At 59.4% G+C, this 16,798-nt stretch carries 16 protein-coding genes; 2 read left to right on the forward strand and 14 right to left on the reverse strand.

Going from position 1 to position 16,798, the window contains the following annotated elements:
- The 14 genes from hypF to DL86_RS13160 all read right to left on the reverse strand — a co-directional run.
- A partial coding sequence (hypF, locus tag DL86_RS13100; RefSeq protein WP_051953403.1) for a carbamoyltransferase HypF occupies positions 1 to 2,360 on the reverse strand: 2,360 nt, incomplete at its 3' end.
- Complete coding sequence (locus DL86_RS13105; protein ID WP_036262280.1) at positions 2,357 to 3,544, reverse strand: NHL repeat-containing protein; 1,188 nt, start codon at positions 3,542 to 3,544, stop codon at positions 2,357 to 2,359. The genes DL86_RS13105 and hypF, both read right to left, overlap by 4 nt.
- A gap of 4 nt (positions 3,545 to 3,548) precedes the next feature.
- Positions 3,549 to 4,433, reverse strand: coding sequence for a NifU family protein (locus DL86_RS13110; protein ID WP_051953384.1), 885 nt, complete (start codon positions 4,431 to 4,433; stop codon positions 3,549 to 3,551).
- A gap of 129 nt (positions 4,434 to 4,562) precedes the next feature.
- Entirely contained in the window at positions 4,563 to 4,784 is a 222-nt protein-coding gene (locus DL86_RS13115; protein ID WP_036262282.1) for a hypothetical protein, read from the reverse strand.
- A gap of 12 nt (positions 4,785 to 4,796) precedes the next feature.
- Positions 4,797 to 5,000, reverse strand: coding sequence for a hypothetical protein (locus DL86_RS13120; protein WP_036262284.1), 204 nt, complete (start codon positions 4,998 to 5,000; stop codon positions 4,797 to 4,799).
- Positions 5,001 to 5,037: 37 nt separating this feature from the next.
- Positions 5,038 to 6,039: a tetratricopeptide repeat protein gene (locus tag DL86_RS13125; protein WP_036262286.1), complete on the reverse strand. Its 1,002-nt coding sequence runs from the start codon at positions 6,037 to 6,039 to the stop codon at positions 5,038 to 5,040.
- A gap of 86 nt (positions 6,040 to 6,125) precedes the next feature.
- Entirely contained in the window at positions 6,126 to 6,485 is a 360-nt protein-coding gene (locus DL86_RS18785; protein WP_156964640.1) for a hypothetical protein, read from the reverse strand.
- Complete coding sequence (locus DL86_RS13135) at positions 6,482 to 6,964, reverse strand: hydrogenase maturation protease (RefSeq protein WP_036262288.1); 483 nt, start codon at positions 6,962 to 6,964, stop codon at positions 6,482 to 6,484. Before DL86_RS13135 ends, DL86_RS18785 begins: the two co-directional genes overlap by 4 nt.
- Positions 6,965 to 7,031: 67 nt before the next feature.
- Entirely contained in the window at positions 7,032 to 7,286 is a 255-nt protein-coding gene (locus DL86_RS13140; RefSeq protein ID WP_342585869.1) for a hypothetical protein, read from the reverse strand.
- A 28-nt stretch (positions 7,287 to 7,314) separates the two neighbouring features.
- Positions 7,315 to 7,542: a hypothetical protein gene (locus DL86_RS20140; protein WP_162180435.1), complete on the reverse strand. Its 228-nt coding sequence runs from the start codon at positions 7,540 to 7,542 to the stop codon at positions 7,315 to 7,317.
- 26 nt (positions 7,543 to 7,568) lie between these two features.
- A complete protein-coding gene (locus tag DL86_RS13145) occupies positions 7,569 to 9,170 on the reverse strand; it encodes a nickel-dependent hydrogenase large subunit (RefSeq protein WP_036262292.1) in 1,602 nt (533 codons plus the stop codon).
- Between the two features lie 149 nt (positions 9,171 to 9,319).
- Positions 9,320 to 10,282: an NADH-quinone oxidoreductase subunit B family protein gene (locus tag DL86_RS13150; protein WP_036262355.1), complete on the reverse strand. Its 963-nt coding sequence runs from the start codon at positions 10,280 to 10,282 to the stop codon at positions 9,320 to 9,322.
- 208 nt (positions 10,283 to 10,490) lie between these two features.
- A complete protein-coding gene (locus DL86_RS13155) occupies positions 10,491 to 10,730 on the reverse strand; it encodes a hypothetical protein (RefSeq protein WP_036262294.1) in 240 nt (79 codons plus the stop codon).
- A gap of 99 nt (positions 10,731 to 10,829) precedes the next feature.
- The gene (locus DL86_RS13160; protein ID WP_036262357.1) at positions 10,830 to 12,287 is read right to left on the reverse strand and encodes a sigma-54 dependent transcriptional regulator; all 1,458 of its coding nucleotides are present in this window, start codon (positions 12,285 to 12,287) and stop codon (positions 10,830 to 10,832) included.
- Positions 12,288 to 13,149: 862 nt separating this feature from the next.
- On the opposite strand from DL86_RS13160, the gene DL86_RS13170 reads away from it, so the two are divergent.
- Both DL86_RS13170 and DL86_RS13175 read left to right on the forward strand, forming a co-directional pair.
- Positions 13,150 to 15,168: a hypothetical protein gene (locus DL86_RS13170; RefSeq protein WP_036262298.1), complete on the forward strand. Its 2,019-nt coding sequence runs from the start codon at positions 13,150 to 13,152 to the stop codon at positions 15,166 to 15,168.
- 211 nt (positions 15,169 to 15,379) lie between these two features.
- The gene (locus DL86_RS13175) at positions 15,380 to 16,678 is read left to right on the forward strand and encodes a galactose-binding domain-containing protein (RefSeq protein WP_036262301.1); all 1,299 of its coding nucleotides are present in this window, start codon (positions 15,380 to 15,382) and stop codon (positions 16,676 to 16,678) included.
- Positions 16,679 to 16,798: the final 120 nt, after the last annotated feature.

Consider the following 16,798-nt stretch of genomic DNA (forward strand, 5'->3'; position numbering starts at 1 on the left):
ACAACAGCCTGCCCAAGCGAAACCCCGCCGTCATTCGTCGGTGCCTTAGCCTGCAACAAAACATCAAAGCCATCCCCCTCAAGACGGACTGCGAGCTCCTCGACGAGAACGCGATTCTGGAACACCCCGCCCGTGAGCGCGACGCGCTTCGCAATCCGCGCCTCGCCATCGAACGCCGCTTTGCGAACCATCGCGGCGATCGCCCGCGCGAGGCCTTTATGGAAGCGCGCGGCGATGACCGCGGGCGGCGCATTCTCATAGAGGTCGCCAAACAGCGCCCGCCACATCGCGGCCGGCTCGATATAAGGAAGTCCCGATTCTTTGAGGTTGGGGATGCTGAACGGATAGGCGAGATCCTCGTCGACGGCCGCCAAGGCTTTGGCGTCGACAAGCGCCTCGAGCCGCATCGCGGCTTCGCCCTCATGCTGCGCGACGTCGCGACAAACGCCAATCGCGGCGGCGACGGCGTCGAACAGGCGCCCGCAGGAGCTCGCCAGCGGAGCGTTGAGCCCTTGCCGGATCATCGCCGCGAAGGAGTCGATCGGCTTGCCTTTCAGGAAATCATAGAGCGCGATATCGCCGAAATTCATCGCGAAAGCTGGCCAGCCCATTTCGGCGAGGATGTGGGCGAGGACATTGCGCCAAGGCTCGCGCATCGCCTGCGCGCCGCCCAACATGGCGACCGGTTTGAACGTCCCGACGCGGCGGTATCCGAAATAATCGGCGAGCAGGAACTCGCCGCCCCAAAGCGCGCCATCGTCGCCATAGCCAATGCCATCCAGCGCGACGCCGAGCACAGGGCCTTCGCTTGCGGCTATGCCATTTTCTGCAAGACAGCTTGCGACATGGGCATGATGGTGCTGTGCTTCGATAAGCGGCAGACCTTTATCGGAGGCCACTCGCCGGCCCAGTTTGGTCGAGAGATATTCTGGATGGAGATCGACGGCGATTGCTTCCGGCTCATGATCGTAGAGCGCGGTGAAAAGATTGAGCGCGTGTTCGAAATCGGCGAGCGTGCGCGCGTCTTCGAGATCGCCGAGGTGCTGCGACAAGATGGCGTCGCCGCCTTTGACCAGGCAGAACGCGCTCTTGAGCTCAGCGCCCATCGCGAGGATCGGCGGGCCCTCGCGCAAGCCCTGCGGGAGCGGCAGCGCGCCCGGCGCATAGCCGCGGGCGCGGCGGATGACGCGAGGCGCGCCGTTGACGACGCGAACAACCGAATCGTCGAGCCGCACCGCGATGCCGCGATCATGGGTCAAAATGAAATCCGCGATCGCGCCGAGCCTCTTTCGCGCATCGTCATCGTCAATGACTTGCGGCTCGTCGGAGAGATTGCCGCTCGTCATCACCATCGGCCGGTCGAGGCGGCGGAAAATGAGATGATGCAGCGGCGTATAAGGCAGCATGAAACCCTGCGTCGAAAGGCCGGGAGAGACCTCTTGCGGCAAGCGCGGTTCGCTCCGGGCTGCGAGCAGGACGATCGGCGCGGCGGAGCTCGTCAGCGCTCTTTCCTCTTCCTCGCCAACGAGTGCATAGCGGCGGATGACGCCGAGATCGCGTCCCATCAGCGCGAAGGCCTTGCCATAGCGGCGTTTGCGCGCGCGCAGCCGCGCCACTACTTCTGCATTTGTCGCGTCGCAGGCAAGATGGTAGCCGCCGACGCCCTTGATGGCGACGATATGGCCCTTCAGCAGCATGCCGGCGACGGCGTCCGCGTCATCGAGCATGCTGAAAGCGGAAAATTCCACGGCGCCGCCGCCGGTCTTTTCAATCGAGACCCTCGGCCCGCAGACATGGCAGGCGATCGGCTGCGCATGGAAGCGCCGGTCGGCCGGCGCCTCATATTCCGCGCGGCAGTCGTCGCACATCGCAAAGGCCGCCATCGTCGTGCGCTCGCGATCATAAGGCGCGGCGCGGATGATCGAAAGGCGGGGTCCGCAGTTCGTGCAATTGGCAAAGGGATAGCGGAAGCGTCTGGCGAAGGGGTCGCGGATTTCGGCGAGGCAATCGGGACATGTTGCGGCGTCGGGCGCGACCTCCGTATGCATGCGCCCGCGCGCGCTTACGGAAATGTGAAAGCCGCCGAGCGCGCAAGGCCTCGCCGCTGGGCGCAAGTCCACCTCGTCGATGCGCGCCAGCGGCGGACATTCGGCTTTCAGAGCCGCGACAAGACGCTCCGCGGTCCCGCTATCGCCGCCAACGCGGATCAGCACGCCATCGGAATCATTCAACACTTCGCCGCTGAGCCCCAAGCGGTTGGCGACGCGCCAGACGGCTGGCCGAAAGCCAACGCCCTGCACCAATCCACGAACCCGGATCTCCGTGGCCATCGCGGCGGCGAAAGGCGGAGGCGCCGTCATGACGCGGCCCGCCACAACATGACGCGGTTATTGCCGGAATCGGCGACGACCGCCGCATCCCCAACCGACGTGACGCCGTAGGGCCAGCACAGACTATCGCGCACCGGCGTCCGCCAGCGATTGTCGCCCTTCGATTGGAAATCAGGCTGACCGTGCACGGCGCGCGCCGGAGCGCCGGTCGCAAGTTCGGAAATCGCAAAGCCAAGGAGACGCGAATTCGCCGTATCGGCGACGAGTATGTCATTTCCCATCACGGCGCAGGCATAAGGCATGTTGAGGCTCGCGGCGTCCGGCCGATAATTAGCGCGGTTGTGCTCGGATGCCGACGGGTTGATCTGGCCGATCAGGAAATCGGCCGGCGCGCCATTTTGGCGCGGCATGCCGCGCCAGACCATCACGCGATTATTGCCCGAATCCGCCACGAGCAGCGTCTCCCCGGCGACCGCCGCAGAATGCGGCCAGCGCATGCCGCGCGCATCGACGCCAATGCCGCCATTCTCGTCGCGGCAATCCATCCGGCCCTGCCCGAGGACGAGATCGGCGGGCGTCCCATTGGCTGTCGGGATCTCATGCCAAAGCAGCACGCGGCGATTGCCGGTATCGCAAACGATCAGAGACTGGCCGACGATGCTGACGCCATAGCACCAGTTGAGCGTATCGGCGCCGACTTCGCCGCCGCGGTTGGCGAGCATTCCGCCAAAATCGGCTTGGCCGAGGACGACATCGGCAGGCTGGTTGTTGGCCTCCGGCAGGCCGCGCCAGATCAGGACGCGGTGATTCCAGGCGTCGGCGACGGCGAGGACTTCGCCGCTGGCGGCGACGCCGGTGGGAACGTTCAGCGTGGCGGCGCCAGGCTCGCCCTTTGCGTTGCGCCCTTCATGCGCGAAATCGGGCTGGCCAATGAGAAAATCGGCCGGCGCGTGATCGGCGATCGGTCGGCGCCGCCAGACCAAAAGCCGGTGATGGCCTGTGTCGGCGACGAACAGCGGCCCCTCGGCGCCGGCCAACGCAGCCCCGCGCGGACCAAACATCGTCGTCGTCGATGCCGCGACGGGCGTTGTCAGATCGAACCCACCGACCGTCGAGCCAAGCACGATTTCGGGGCCGGCCGGATCGAGAAGCGGCGGCGCGGCGGCGGAGTCGCCAGGGAGCGGCTCCGCGAGCGCCCGGAGGGAGACGCGCATCGCCTCAGCCCTCGAACCTGATTTCAACGCGCTCTCCCACGAGTCGCACGGCAATGGCCTGCAATTGCGCCACAGGCGCGGTCAGACATTCCCCCGACATCAAATCATATTCGAAGCCGTGGCGCGGGCAAGTAATTCGTCCCTCCGCGACAACTCCGCCGGATATAGGCGAACCAAGGTGAGCGCAGGCGTCTCGAAAGCACGAAACGACGCGGCTGAGGCGGCTGAAAATAAAAGGCGCGCCATCGACGGCGAAGGCCTTCACGCCCTGCTCGGGAATCGACTCAAGGGTTGTCGCCAAGCGCCATTTGGCTTCAAGGCCGGCTGAGAAGGGACTGACGTAATCGACTTTTCCCTGGGCCGTCCCGGATCCCTTCACCTGCCGCACATCCTTGATCTCGGGGCAATATTCCTCGATCGCTTGTTTGACGCCAGCGACAAAGGTCAGCGTCGACGATGGGCAATGATCGCAATTGCCGACAAAGCGAACTTCGACAGCGTCCGGCGGAAGGAAGGCGACGAATTCCACATCGCCGCCATGCGAGGCGAGCATCGGCCGGATCGATGCGAGCGCCTGTTCGACGCGTTCTTGCAGGCTCGCCCGGATCAGCCCGTGATGCCGCAGCACGGCATAGACCAGCGGGTCGGAGGCGGCTTCGCGCAAAGCATCAAGCGCGCCCGGCGCAATCTTGACGCTGGCGATCAGTTTGCGCAACGCGTTCTTGTGCAGATCATCGATGGCGTGCCGGTAGGCGAAGGCAAGGGTGCGCTGGGATTCGTCCCAACCTGCGATCACCGCCTCGAGCCGCTCCACATCGCCGACGAGGTCGTCGACGCTTTCCCCGATCCTTGGCGCTTGATCCTCCGGCCGTTGCGCATGCGCATTCATGATCGCCTTCCTTGAAGCGCGCTCTGGCCTCGCCAGGACGCTCCGACCTCAATTCAGAAGCAGCTCTATCCCGACCATATGCAAACCCGTCATCGCATGCCGCGCGCTTTCAGGCGGGCAAAGAACGCTTCACCGGTATTTCAGATCCTTGAACAGGGCCGGCTGCACAGTGCCGCCGATGAACCCCGCGACGACGCCGGCCAGCACTATGTTGGCGAGCTTGGCGACGACAAGAAAAACAACGACGGTCAGCGCGATGCCAATCGCCAGCCGGCGCAGCGCATCGGACTGATCTTGAAACAGCTTCCCCTGGAAGAAGAGGATCGCGGATGATTTCACCATCTCGAACATAGCGGCGCCCTTTCAGAACAGAACGGCGGCGATGCCGACGCCGATGATGACGCCGACGGCGCCAGCGAGCGGCCCGTAGAGCGCCCCTAGCCAGGCGGCTAACTCATTGCCGAGCGCCTTGCCGCCAACAACGATCCCGCCGACGGCGCCGCCAACGACGGAGAATGCGGCGCCTAGGACAATGGCGGCAAGTCCGAGACATAACGACCAGATCATCAACTTCTCCCGTCATCCACTTTGATTTTTGTTCGATCTATTGCGCGCCGACCGCGCGCGTGGAGGCAGGCGAAATTTGCGCCAGCTCCAATTCGATCTCGGCGCTCATTTCCGCAATGATCGCAATTTTTTGATGTTCGCCGGAGGCCGCGAAAATTTCCTCAGCCTCGCGGTAGCAGCGCAAAGCCTTGTCGAGATTTTCCGCGTTGCCGCCTTCCGGGCGTGCGACGTCATCTGGAAGATTGCGAAGGCAGTTGGCGTAATTGGCGAGCGTGTTGGCGTATTCGACCGGAGTCGTCGCCCGCGTGCGAACCTTGAGGGCTTCGTCATAGGCGTCAAGCGCGCGCAGACAATTTTCGACCGAGTGGCTCGACGACACATATTGCAGCGCGTTGCCGAGATTATTTTGAAGCATCGCGTATTCGTTCGGATGGTCGATGATAGTGACCACCTTCAACCCCTCCTGAAACGCCTGCACCGCGAGCGCCTCGCGCATCTTGGCGCGCTCGTCGGTGAAGGGAATCGAAAGGAAAGCGGTCGCCAGATTGTTTTGAAGAATCGCGTATTCCTTTGGAAAAGCATTGGCGTCGAAAGTGCGCAGGGCTCTTTGATAGGCGGCGATTGCGGCTGTGATCGGCGCCGCATTTGCGGCGGCGAGGCTCTGAAAGACCAAACCGAGGTTCATCTCGATTTCCGCGAGCTCCTCCGGCGCTCCTTCGTGCTTGAGGATGTCGCGAGCCGCTTCGAGATTTTGCCGCGCCCTCTGTAGCGGATCGAGATCCTCCGCGGGGATCGCCTGCAGCGCGGTCGCTAGCCGTGCATGGATCCGGCCACGCAAGAGATATTGCTCGGCGGGACAAAGTCCGAGCGCCGTTTCGTATAAGGCGACGGATTGAAGCAAGTCATCGGGAGATCGCGGCCGGATCTGCAAGCCCATGGCCATCTCCATGAGCATCTCGACCTTTTCCGCGAGCGGCGCGCCCTCGGCTTCCACTGCGGCCAAAGCGGCTTCAACATCGGTGTCCGCGCGCGACGGCATGTGTGGCGCCCCTCCCAAGAGCCCCGCCCGATTGAACTCGAGCTTATCGCCCCTCACGCTATGCGTTCAAGCCGCACGAGTCTAGTTTACTTTCGCATCGCCAACCAAGTTTGCTCATCGGCAAAAAAACCGACAACCAAAAATCCGGCCCGGGCTTCAGTCCATGTCGCGTCAATTGGAAAGTCGCGGTTCTCGTCGATCCCATTCAGACGCAGGAAATCGGCCGCATGAATGGCGCGATCGCCGCGCGCATTGACCTGCTTCACCAGAAAACCGCCGGCTTCCGCGCCGCAGATCGGCAAGATCAAAAGATCGTCGCCCTCGCGCAGCAATGCGACGTTGCTCACATTCGCCATATGGGTCGCGAAGTCGGCCGCATCGACGTAAAGGCAGTCGCGACGCACGCGCATGAGCAAGGCGCCGCTTCCGCCAAGCGCCATGCTCATGGCGCCGGCTCGCTCGCCGAATAGGCTTCCATCAACTGAGAGATGCGCGCGGTGACGATGTCGGCGGCGCGGGCGACAGGCGCAGAAAGTTCGAAGCCGAGGCCGAGCGTCTGAGCCTCGATAAGAAAAACCGTCACGTCGTCTGGAAAATCATTCGCCCAGATCCGCCGCCCAGCGTAAAGCGCATGGTCCCAGCGAAAGTCGTGCAGCGTGTAGCTCGGCGTGGGGTGGTTTTCAAGCGCGCCGCCGGGCGCCTCAAAGACCGCGCCAGGTTCAGCGCCGCTCGCGCAGGCGTCGATGATGACGAGCTTCCTGGCGCCCCGCGCTTGAAATAAGACATCCATTCCATTCGTGCCGGCATCGAAGACCCTGATCCGTCGAGATGGCTCAAAGCCGATCGCCATGAGGCGCCGCGCGATGATCACGCCGACGCCGTCATCGCAACGATTGAGATTGCCGCAGCCGATCACCGCCAGCATGGGAGTAGCCCCGCCGGCCGCGGCTCGCGGCGAATTTGATCGCGCCGCAGCCGATTTCGCCTGTCGCTCAAATGCGCCACAGACGGCACCACCAGTCCGGTTCGACGGGCACGGCCAATTCCGGCAGATCGCACCATTTTCGATGCACGAGGTAATACATGCATTCCATGCAGCGATATTGCTCCTCGCCGAAGGGATGATTGATGAAGCCCCCGATCACGACCTTGCCCTGCAAATCATCCGGGCTCAATGCGCGCAACTCTCCCAAAATTTCGCCGAATTCCTTCTCGGTCTCCGGAAAGGGCTCCGTCTTGGTCTTCAAACCATTTGCCAACAGCTTGGCGATTTGATCAAGGACGCTGTTTGTTTCGCCCGTAGACATATTTTGTGCCCCACAAACCTATCCAGTCGCTCAAACGCGAGTCGCGCGCCACGACGATCCGCCCTTCGTGCTGAAGACGGCGGAATGGGCGGATGGCCTTTTCTAGGTCCACGTCCAGAACGCCACTGCTTTCCTCGTCAGCGGCAATGCAAGACGCATAGGCCAACGCTTGGGCGCCAGCAACGCAAATCGGCATGCGGCTCTCCTTGCGCTCCGTCGCGTTCAAGCGGTTCTGAAGCGAGCGAGTTCGGCTCCGGTTTTTGCATCATGCGCATGCACGGTGCAGACGAGACAGGAATCATAGGACCGCGCGACATGGCCGACTTCGACCGGATCGTGTTGATCCTTGATCGGCGTTCCAATCAGCGCCTCTTCGATTGGACCGCGCTCGCCGGTCGAGGCGCGCGGGCCGACATTCCAGGTCGTCGGGGCGATCATTTGATAATTCTTGATCTTGCCATTTTGGACCTCGATCCAGTGACACAAAGCGCCGCGCGCGGCTTCCGTCGCGCCCCAGCCGCGTCCGTCCTTTTCCGTCGGCTTGATATACCATTCGTCGCCAAGACGAAGCTCGCGCAGCACCCGCTCCATCTCGCGATAGATTTTCACCGCCTCGTGCATTCGGGCGAAATGGCGCAGCACCACGCTCGCTCCCCCAAGCTTGCGATACATATCGAGAACCAAAGGATCGTAATGCTGCCAGCTTTCGCCATGACGCCCGCCCGCGACGAGCTGGCGCGCCAGCGGTCCCGCCTCGAGGCGGCCATTGTCGATATGGGCGACAGCGGTCGACCAGGAATATTTGGCGTTATGGTCGAGATCGTTCTTGGAAATCGGCTTGGTGGTGCGATCGAAAGGATGCACAGGGCCGCCCTCGTCATACCAAGCATGCAATGTGTCCTCCCGCGTGAAGGACTGATCCATTGCTTTATGGCTATCCGTCTTCCCGTCATAGACCCCACCCTTCATGATGACGGCGGCGTTGCGGCCCTCGATGGTCGGATGATTGTATTTGTCTTCATGTGGGAGATAGCCCCAGGTGACATATTTGCCGAGGCCGACGCCATATTTATCGAGGCCGATGTCGAGGCTCATGCGCCAGAACATGCCGAGATCGGAGTTGGCGTGTTCCGGCCGCTCGTCGAGCCAGGCCAGGAAATCGTCGTAGGATTTGATCTCCTCGTAGCGCTCCAGCGAGCAGCCGAGCCACATCGGCTCCATCCAATTGCGCCGGAAATGCTCGAGAATCGACCACGCGCGGGTGACATCGGTGAGCGTGGGCGCGCTCATGACGCCGCCCGGCACCATATAGCTCGAATGCGGCCATTGCCCGCCAAGGAGCGCATAGATTTCAACCGGCCGGCCGGAAATCGTGACGCCGGCTTCGTAATGTTTGCCGGTGAAGGGCGCCCACCGTTTCACGGCCTCTTCGTAATAGCGGCTGCTCGCATAGGCCTTGTTCGTGTAGTCGATCATGAACAGGCCGTAGTGATGCCGCGGCAGGCTCTGGAGCGATTCCGCGAGCTGCCCGAGGTTGCGCGCCAGAATGGCGTTGCGCGGCACTGTCGTCTTCCAGGCGGTGTCGAGCGCCCAGGCGGCGCAGGTCAGATGCGAGGCGCCGCATATGCCGCAAGCGCGGGGCGTGACCACGAGGCCCGCCTGCGGGTCCTTGTCCCGCAAGATGATCTCGAAGCCGCGAAACAATTCGGCCTGGGTCCAGGCATTGACGACGACGCCGTCGGCGATGTCGACGCGAACGTCGAGGTCGCCTTCGACGCGGCCTACAGGGGATATGTCAAGCGTCTGAACGGCTGCTTCGGCCATGATGCGGTGCTCCTGAATTGCGAATGAGGCGGGCGCCTAGAGCGCGTCTTGAAAAAGGCGACCGACTTTTTCGATAAGGACATGCTCAATCAAAAACATCCGTGCGAAACCCATTCAACAAGGTCGGATTTCGCACGGGCTGAACCCGATCAGACGACGAAAATGTCCTTCTCCGCCCAGGCGGGCGCTGCGGCTTTGGCGGCGGCCGTCAGCTTGATGTAGCCAGTTTTATCGACGCCCGCCGGCATGTCCTTCGGCACGCCCATCACCGTCTGGGTCTTAAACACCGTCCCCGGCGCCAAATCAAAGAATGGAAACTCCGGCTCGGTGCAGCCAAGGCAGGGCATGCCCGCGCGGGTTTTCGATGATTGCCGGTTCCACAATATCCGGTTGCAGGGGCTGTGCGTCATGGGTCCGCGGCAGCCGAGATCGTAGAAGAGACACCCCTTGCGCTGGCCGAACGCCGTCGCCGAGACCTTGTAGGCGAAATGCATGTTGCGGGTGCATCCCGTCTGCGTGAAGCTCGTGAAGAATGTCTTCGGCCGCTGGAATTCATCGAGGCTGAGATCGCCGGCTCTGCCCGAGGCGACAGCGACAAGGATCTGTGTCACCCAATCAGGATGCGCGGGGCAACCGGGAATATTGATGACGGGAAGGCCCGCCTTCGACTTGAACGCCGTTCCGAGCGACCCGCCGGGAGCGCGCTTCAGGAATTGAAGTCCAACCGATTCGCTTGGATTGGGGGCCGTCGCCGGGATGCCGCCCCAGGTGGCGCAATCGCCGATCGCAACCACGAATTGCGCCGCCTCCGACAATTCGCGAACCCAGTCCTTCATCGGACGGCCGCAGAAACGGTTCCAATTGCCGGTGCCGTTCGGCGCATTCACGACAGTGCCTTCAAAAACGAAGATGTCGAGCGCAATCTTGCCGGAAATGCAGTCCTGAAGCAGTTGCTTGACATTGTCGCCAAGCTCGATGCCGAGCGAAGGATGCCAAAGCACGTTAATGCCGAAATCGGTCACGAGGTCGCAGGCGCTCGGCTCCTCGGCATTAAGAAAGGACATAGTATTGCCGGAACAGGCGCCGCCCTGAAGCCACAAAAGATTGGCCATTCTATCCTCCCGGAGCGCCGCGCTGTCATCGCGCAGGGTCGCCATCAGAAGCATGGCGCAAGCTTCGTGCCCGCCGCCACAAGAATAGAAAGACTCTAGATATCAGTTTCCTACGCGGAAGGGACGACATCTGGGCAGAGCAATTGCTAACAAACTTAGTTTTCATCTGCAAACTAAGTTTGCATACATGAATGATAGCGTCAGCACATTATCCATGCCGATTGCCGCAACGAGGACATTCAACTTCAAGCGCATAACCGAACCAGACGCCTCGGCAGCGGCTGCACCAGTGGCCGGTCATCTGGCCTTTGCGCATCCCCAAGCGGCGCGCCATGGCGCCGGTTCCAAGATCCTCAAAGCCGCCGGCGCTTCCCGAAGGCGTCGTGCGCGAGAATGGGAATCGCAGGATTTCCGCGGCTTTCTCAGCATCGTCCTCTTGTTCGTCCATTGGCCACCCCTTCCCCAATCGTGGGATCGCGGCCAATTAAGACCGGCGACGGCTTGATGAGGCCCCGTCAAACCGTCTTTCACCTTCTCGAAGGGCGCGTCAATCCGCCCGCGCGGCGCCATCCGCCAAGGTGTAGCGGCGAATTTTATTCGCCAACCCCACGCGCGATAAGCCCAGTTCCCGCGCCGCCTTGCTTTGGTTCCAATGGCATTTCTCCAGCGCCTGTCGCACCAACTGTCCCTCGAGGGACTCCACCATCTCTTTCAGGGTGCGGCCGTCCGCCATCAATCCCAACCGATCATTGGCTGACGCGCGCCATGTCGCCAGGGCCGGAGACAGATGCCGCCTCGTCAAATACTCGCCATCCTTCGCCAAAGCCACCATGCGCCGCACTTCGTTCTCGAGTTCGCGCACATTGCCGGGAAATCGATAGGACTTGAAAATTTCGATTACGTCATTTGATACGCCGAGCACGCGATTGCTGAGGAGGCCGCCATGCTTGCGCACGAAGAATTCCGTCAGCACCGGAATGTCCGCGGGCCGCGCCCGCAACGGCGGCAGCTCGAGATCGAAGCCCTTTAGTCGAAAGTAAAGATCCTCGCGGAACTGGCCTGCCTTGACCAATTGCTTCAGCGGCTTGTTCGAGGCGGCGATGATGCGCACATTGGCGTGCACCATCTGGTCGCAGCCGAGCGGCTTGACCTCGCCTTCCTGCAAGAAGCGCAGCAAGCTGACCTGAAAAGACGGCGAGATTTCCGAAATCTCGTCGAGGAAGACCGTTCCGCCGTCCGCCGCGCGAAAAAGGCCGAGGCGATCGCTGATGGCGCCCGTGAAGGCGCCGCGCTTATGGCCAAAAAGCTCGGAATGCAGCAGTTCGTCGCGGACGCCGCCGCAATTTTGCACCATCAAAGGGCTCGACGAGCGGCGAGAATGGAAATGCATGGCGCGCGCAAGCAATTCCTTGCCGGTTCCCGTCTCGCCTTCGATCAAAATTGGCAAATCCGTGCGGGCGACCTCGCGGGCGAGGCCGCAGAGTTCCGACATGGCCTCGCTGGCGTAGACGAGGCGCTCGAAATGCGAGGCTTCGGCTCTTCCCGCTCGATCTGGCTTGTCATGTAAGAAGGCGGCGTCATCGTCGATCTTGAGTTCGCGAACAAGCCGGCGATGACGGCGCGCGAGTTCGCCCGTCTCAAGGGCGCGCTTGACGACCAGGCAGGTCTGCTCAACCTGCAGTGGCTTGGTCAGATATTGGTAGGCCGCGGTTCGCGCCAGCGCTTCGTTCAGCCGAATGTCGGGCTCGCCGCCGACCAGTAGGATCCGCACAAGGTTGGGATGCGTGAATCGCAACCGCGACAAAAAGGCCACAATGTCACAATCCGGCCTTTCGACATCGGCAAGGATTAAATCGACGTGCGCATTGTCGAGAACCTCCGCCGCTTCGCGGCCGCGCGCCGCAATGATGACGCGGTAGTCCGGCTCCCGCGCCAGGACCTCCGCCGCCGCTCGCAGCCGGGGACAAGCGTCGGCAACAAACAAAATCGTCGATTCGATGCTCATGGCTTCGATGCCGCTCCTCCCAATCGATTTGAGCGCTGCGCCGCGCCGCATCGACTTAAGCCCACCCGCGAAATCTCCATCACGCCGAAAGCCGCGGTGCGCATTTATTACCTATTTTCAAACCTTACAAAAATTGCCTCATTTTGTCCTTTCCAGCAACGGGATGATTTCAAATTGCGTAATGACTCATCTCCATCATCCCTCGGTGCGAAGGAGATCAGGAAGAGGCTCATTTTTAAGGCGCACGACGCGAGGGCGGCATATCGCCCTGGATGACGCGACGTCGAACGATGGCGCCGATCGAGCCCCTGTCTTCGCTCGCCGACGCAAAAGAATCCGGTTTCGGTCGAGACAGGACTTGGTCACGCAGCGCCCTATAAAACAGAAGGAAACGCGAAAGCGTTACAGTCTCACATTGAAGCTGAAATCAACCCCGGCCTCGCCTTTTCGGTTTTCGGTCGAGCTGCGCAAATAGCGCCTTGTCCCTCGGACGCCGCCGTCGCCCCGGCAGAATGGCGGTATCATAACGCACCGCTATTTCGGCACAGGTGCGATTGACGAGGGGGTCATAACGACAGGTCTTAATGACCGCAGTCTTGGTGTTGCCTGGGATCAGGAGATGCTGCACGCCATCACCCACATTATCAACGAACAGCCGGTCGCCGGCCGCATGCGTCTGCCGCATCGTCGGCGACGGCTTCGATTCAAAACTCGATAGAGCTCGCAAAACCGCGAATGGCTGTAACCGCTCCGCTTTTTGCGATATATTCGTTCCAAATGGTCCGCAGGGCGACGTGCTCGCGCTTCAACTCTCGATGAATTGCTGGGCCAATCCGGCTCGGCGTGACGATGGTGGCCCCGCTTGCTCCTTTCCGTTTCATGGCTTCTGGCTTTTTGTCTCAATCGCGTTGATGATCGCCGGCGCGTGCCTCAAAGCTTGGATGGACAAGTGTTTGCGGCTGTCTCGGTTTTGATCTTGCTCTTTAGCTTCGCGGGTATAAGCATGCCCGCCTCGGCTGCGGCATGCTTAATTCAACCGAACCCGCGGGACGCGGATTTCGTTCAAAAGGCATTGCTTTCGCCCGAGGAAATGTCGCTGGAGGAAACAACCGCACGCGGCGACAACAGCGCTAACTATGATGCCGATAGAGACGGCCAACTGACCATGCGGGACTATGCCTGCCTGCGCGGTCAACCGGAAAGCTGGAGAACAGTCTTTGTCGCGCCGCAAGAACCCGGCGCTGGGCCGGGTCAAGGGACATCTGATGATCCGTTCCGTCTTTATGATGGAAATGAGTATGATTTCAATATCTTGCTTAGGCAGACGCTCGACGCCGGAATCAATGTCGAGGTTATTTTCCGAAGTGGCGTCTATCTGAACGTCCGTCTTCAAATCATCAAGGAAGGCTATAGGGGACTTGCGCCGGGCAATAAATCGGCCGGCGCTCTCATGATGCTGGAGGATGCGCCTCCCTCGGGCTTAAACCAGAAATCCAGGCAAACAGCGATTTCCCGCTGCGCAACGCCTACGCGACCGGAACAGAAATGCGTTTGCAACCGGGAGGGCCGGAATTGCCGGGTGCCCAGCGACTATTTTGCGTTCGGCTACACCGAGCAGCACTATGACAACAATCCCAAGCTGGTGTTGCGCGCGGAGGAATTAGGCAAGGCTGTATTCTGGGCGCGGGATTTCGCAAACACACATAAGAATATTGGGACAGAGGCTCTGTTAATTTCAGGAGCCGCTCTCACCGGTCCCACCAACCCGGATATCTCGTTCAGCAATCTCAATTCGAAGAAGATTCAAAATATTCTCGTGTCTGGCCTAGCATTTCGTGAATATACGAACGGCATTCATGTTCAATATGGAACAAGCATAGTTGTAAAAAACTGTACAGTGTTGTCGGTCGGGACCAGAGATTTGACTGACCTGACAGGAAAAACCGAAAAGATTGGCACCTATGGTCTGAGAGCAGATGGAGATTCGCAAGTCGTTCTATTTAAGAATAACAAAATTATTGATGCCTGGAATTCAGTAAGGGAGCCTGTCGTAGACAACACTAAGAAAATTGGCGTTCTCGGGATGATTCATTCCATCTATTTCGGCTACGTACGAGATGTCATTTTTCTTAGCAATGAACTCAATAATGCATCTGGAGCGCTCCTGAAATTTGGATATTATGCGCCATTACTTGATGGAAAGGCGAGCAGGGAGTTAGAATATCCGCACGAATATTCGTGGCAACGACGTGTCTTCTTCCTGGGCAATCACTTCATCCAAGACAAGGTTTTCGATCGCGACAAACATGCAACCGTTAGTTCAGCAATCATGAGTTTCGTCCATGAAAACTCTCAGACTCTCAATATCGCCGGTGAACGCACCGCCGGAGCCCAAGGGGTCGTCATGATTGGCAATCGGTTCAGGATCGACATCCTGGCCGCGGAAGCTGGGGATCCTTTGGACCATATGTCCTTCCTTCGTGAAGAACTGCCAAAGAAATGCATGGTTCCTGAATTCAAGGATTGGTTCGTAGGGGGCAATTCGATAACCGGCAGACATTGGTCTCTGCCGCAAGCAAAAAAAGACGCTACGGACAGGCATCCCCTCTTCTACGCTCGGGCGCGCGGTTCGGCCATCGACCCTCCCCCCGCTTATCCGGATCCGGCATGCCATGGCGCCGACCGGCTCACGCCGTCATTCCAAGCCACGTTGCAGGAACAGGCAAAGCCGAATGCTCAACCTTTTGGCTTGAACGCAGCCATCGAGGCCACGCTAGGAATTCTAGACAACAAGCTAAGGTCCGACGATCCTGCCCGGGACCAATTGATGAAGGATATTGTCAAAGCGCGGGGAATCCCGGGACTCGATATTCCGGACTGAGTGTTGCCGTTATTCGAAGCGGTGTCGTTGTGTGTTGCGGGCCTCATCGCTGGTCATGCGCCGCTCGGGAGTTACTGACAGAGGCCGCTCGCCGCCATCACGCCGCAGAATACTGCAAACACTTGACATTGTGTGGGTGAAGGCTTAGCCGGCCACTGGCTTGATACAATTCTTTTCATACAGATTACCCCAAACATTTCAGGAGAGATTTATGAGTCCTGCCTACAAGGCTCTGTCATTGCTCAGGCCCTATGACATAGATAAACCTAAGACCCGCATCGGGCCTCTTGGCGATGGCGGATATGTGTTAGCGGACGATATTTCGCCTGACCAGGCAGTAATAAGCTACGGAATCAGTTCTGAATATGATTTTGATAAGGAGTTGGCGGAGAGAGGGCATGATGTATTTATGTTCGATCATACTATTGAAGGAATCAACGCAACAAACGAGAAGATGCACTTTTTTCGGGAGGGCGTTGCAGGGTTAACTGATGCGTCCAAGAACTTGTTTAGCATTGAAGATCATTTACTCCGGCATCAGGTTGCCGGCGATCGTCTGATTTTGAAAATGGATGTCGAAGGCGCGGAATATGATGCCCTCGAGTCGGCGTCAGCAGAGACCTTGCGTCGCTTTGAGCAAATTGTGCTGGAAGTTCATGGCTTACATTTGTTGAACGACTTAAGATTTGTAGAAAAATTTTGTGCGGTGTTCGGTAAGCTCAACAGCTATTTCACTTTGTTTCATGTTCATGCAAATAATTATGACGGATCGAACAGTCTATCTGTTGTATCTGGAATGCCCGTTTCCAAGCTCATGGAGCTTTCTTATATCAATTCGGATTGTGTCCAGCGTCGTAACTCGCAAACTCTGTATCCGACAGCACTCGACTATCCAAATACGCGCCAGAAAGACAAGCTTCTGTGGTTTTTCCCTTTTATGCCTACTCATTTGTCTTTGGAGGACTTCGCGGTCTGCGGCAATCGCGTTGAATCGTTTCATCGCCAGGATGATCAGCGTTCAAGAGAACGCCTATTGATCAGCGAACGCAAACAGGCCGAACGTCAACTGGTGAATATTGCGATAGGCAGGCCGGCTACCCAAAGCAGCTACTCGCCCTGGTCGACCCAATCCGAAGCATCACAGGCGGTTTCGGGGGCAATTCAACGTCCGTTTGCGTTCCACACCGATCTCGAGGATCGCCCATGGTGGCAAGTAGATCTGCTGAGCGTCTATCCGATCGAGTCCATCGTGATTCACAATCGGCTGGACGGGTTTGCCGACCGCGCCAGGACATTGCGCGTGGAAGTATCCGAAGGAGCTGAGGTCTGGCGCCTCGTCCATGCCGGGCTTACGGTCTTTTCGGGTGGCGCCAGCGGTTCTCCACTGAGTTTACCCTTGAACGGCGCGGTCAATGCCCGTTTCGTGCGGATCTCTTTGGACGAGAAACAATGTCTGCATTTGGCGCAGGTGCAGATATTCGTTCACGCTCAAAATATTCAATCTTCGTAAGAGCAGGCCTTCGCTTCGTTTAACGCTGCTTGCAATTGGAAGAATATCGTGCTGATATTCAAAAGCACGAAGATTGTGCAGTATTATCATTTTATATTTAATGAGAATCCGCACGACCGG

It is taken from the genome of Methylocapsa aurea (assembly GCF_000746085.1).
Classification (GTDB): Bacteria; Pseudomonadota; Alphaproteobacteria; order Rhizobiales; family Beijerinckiaceae; genus Methylocapsa; species Methylocapsa aurea.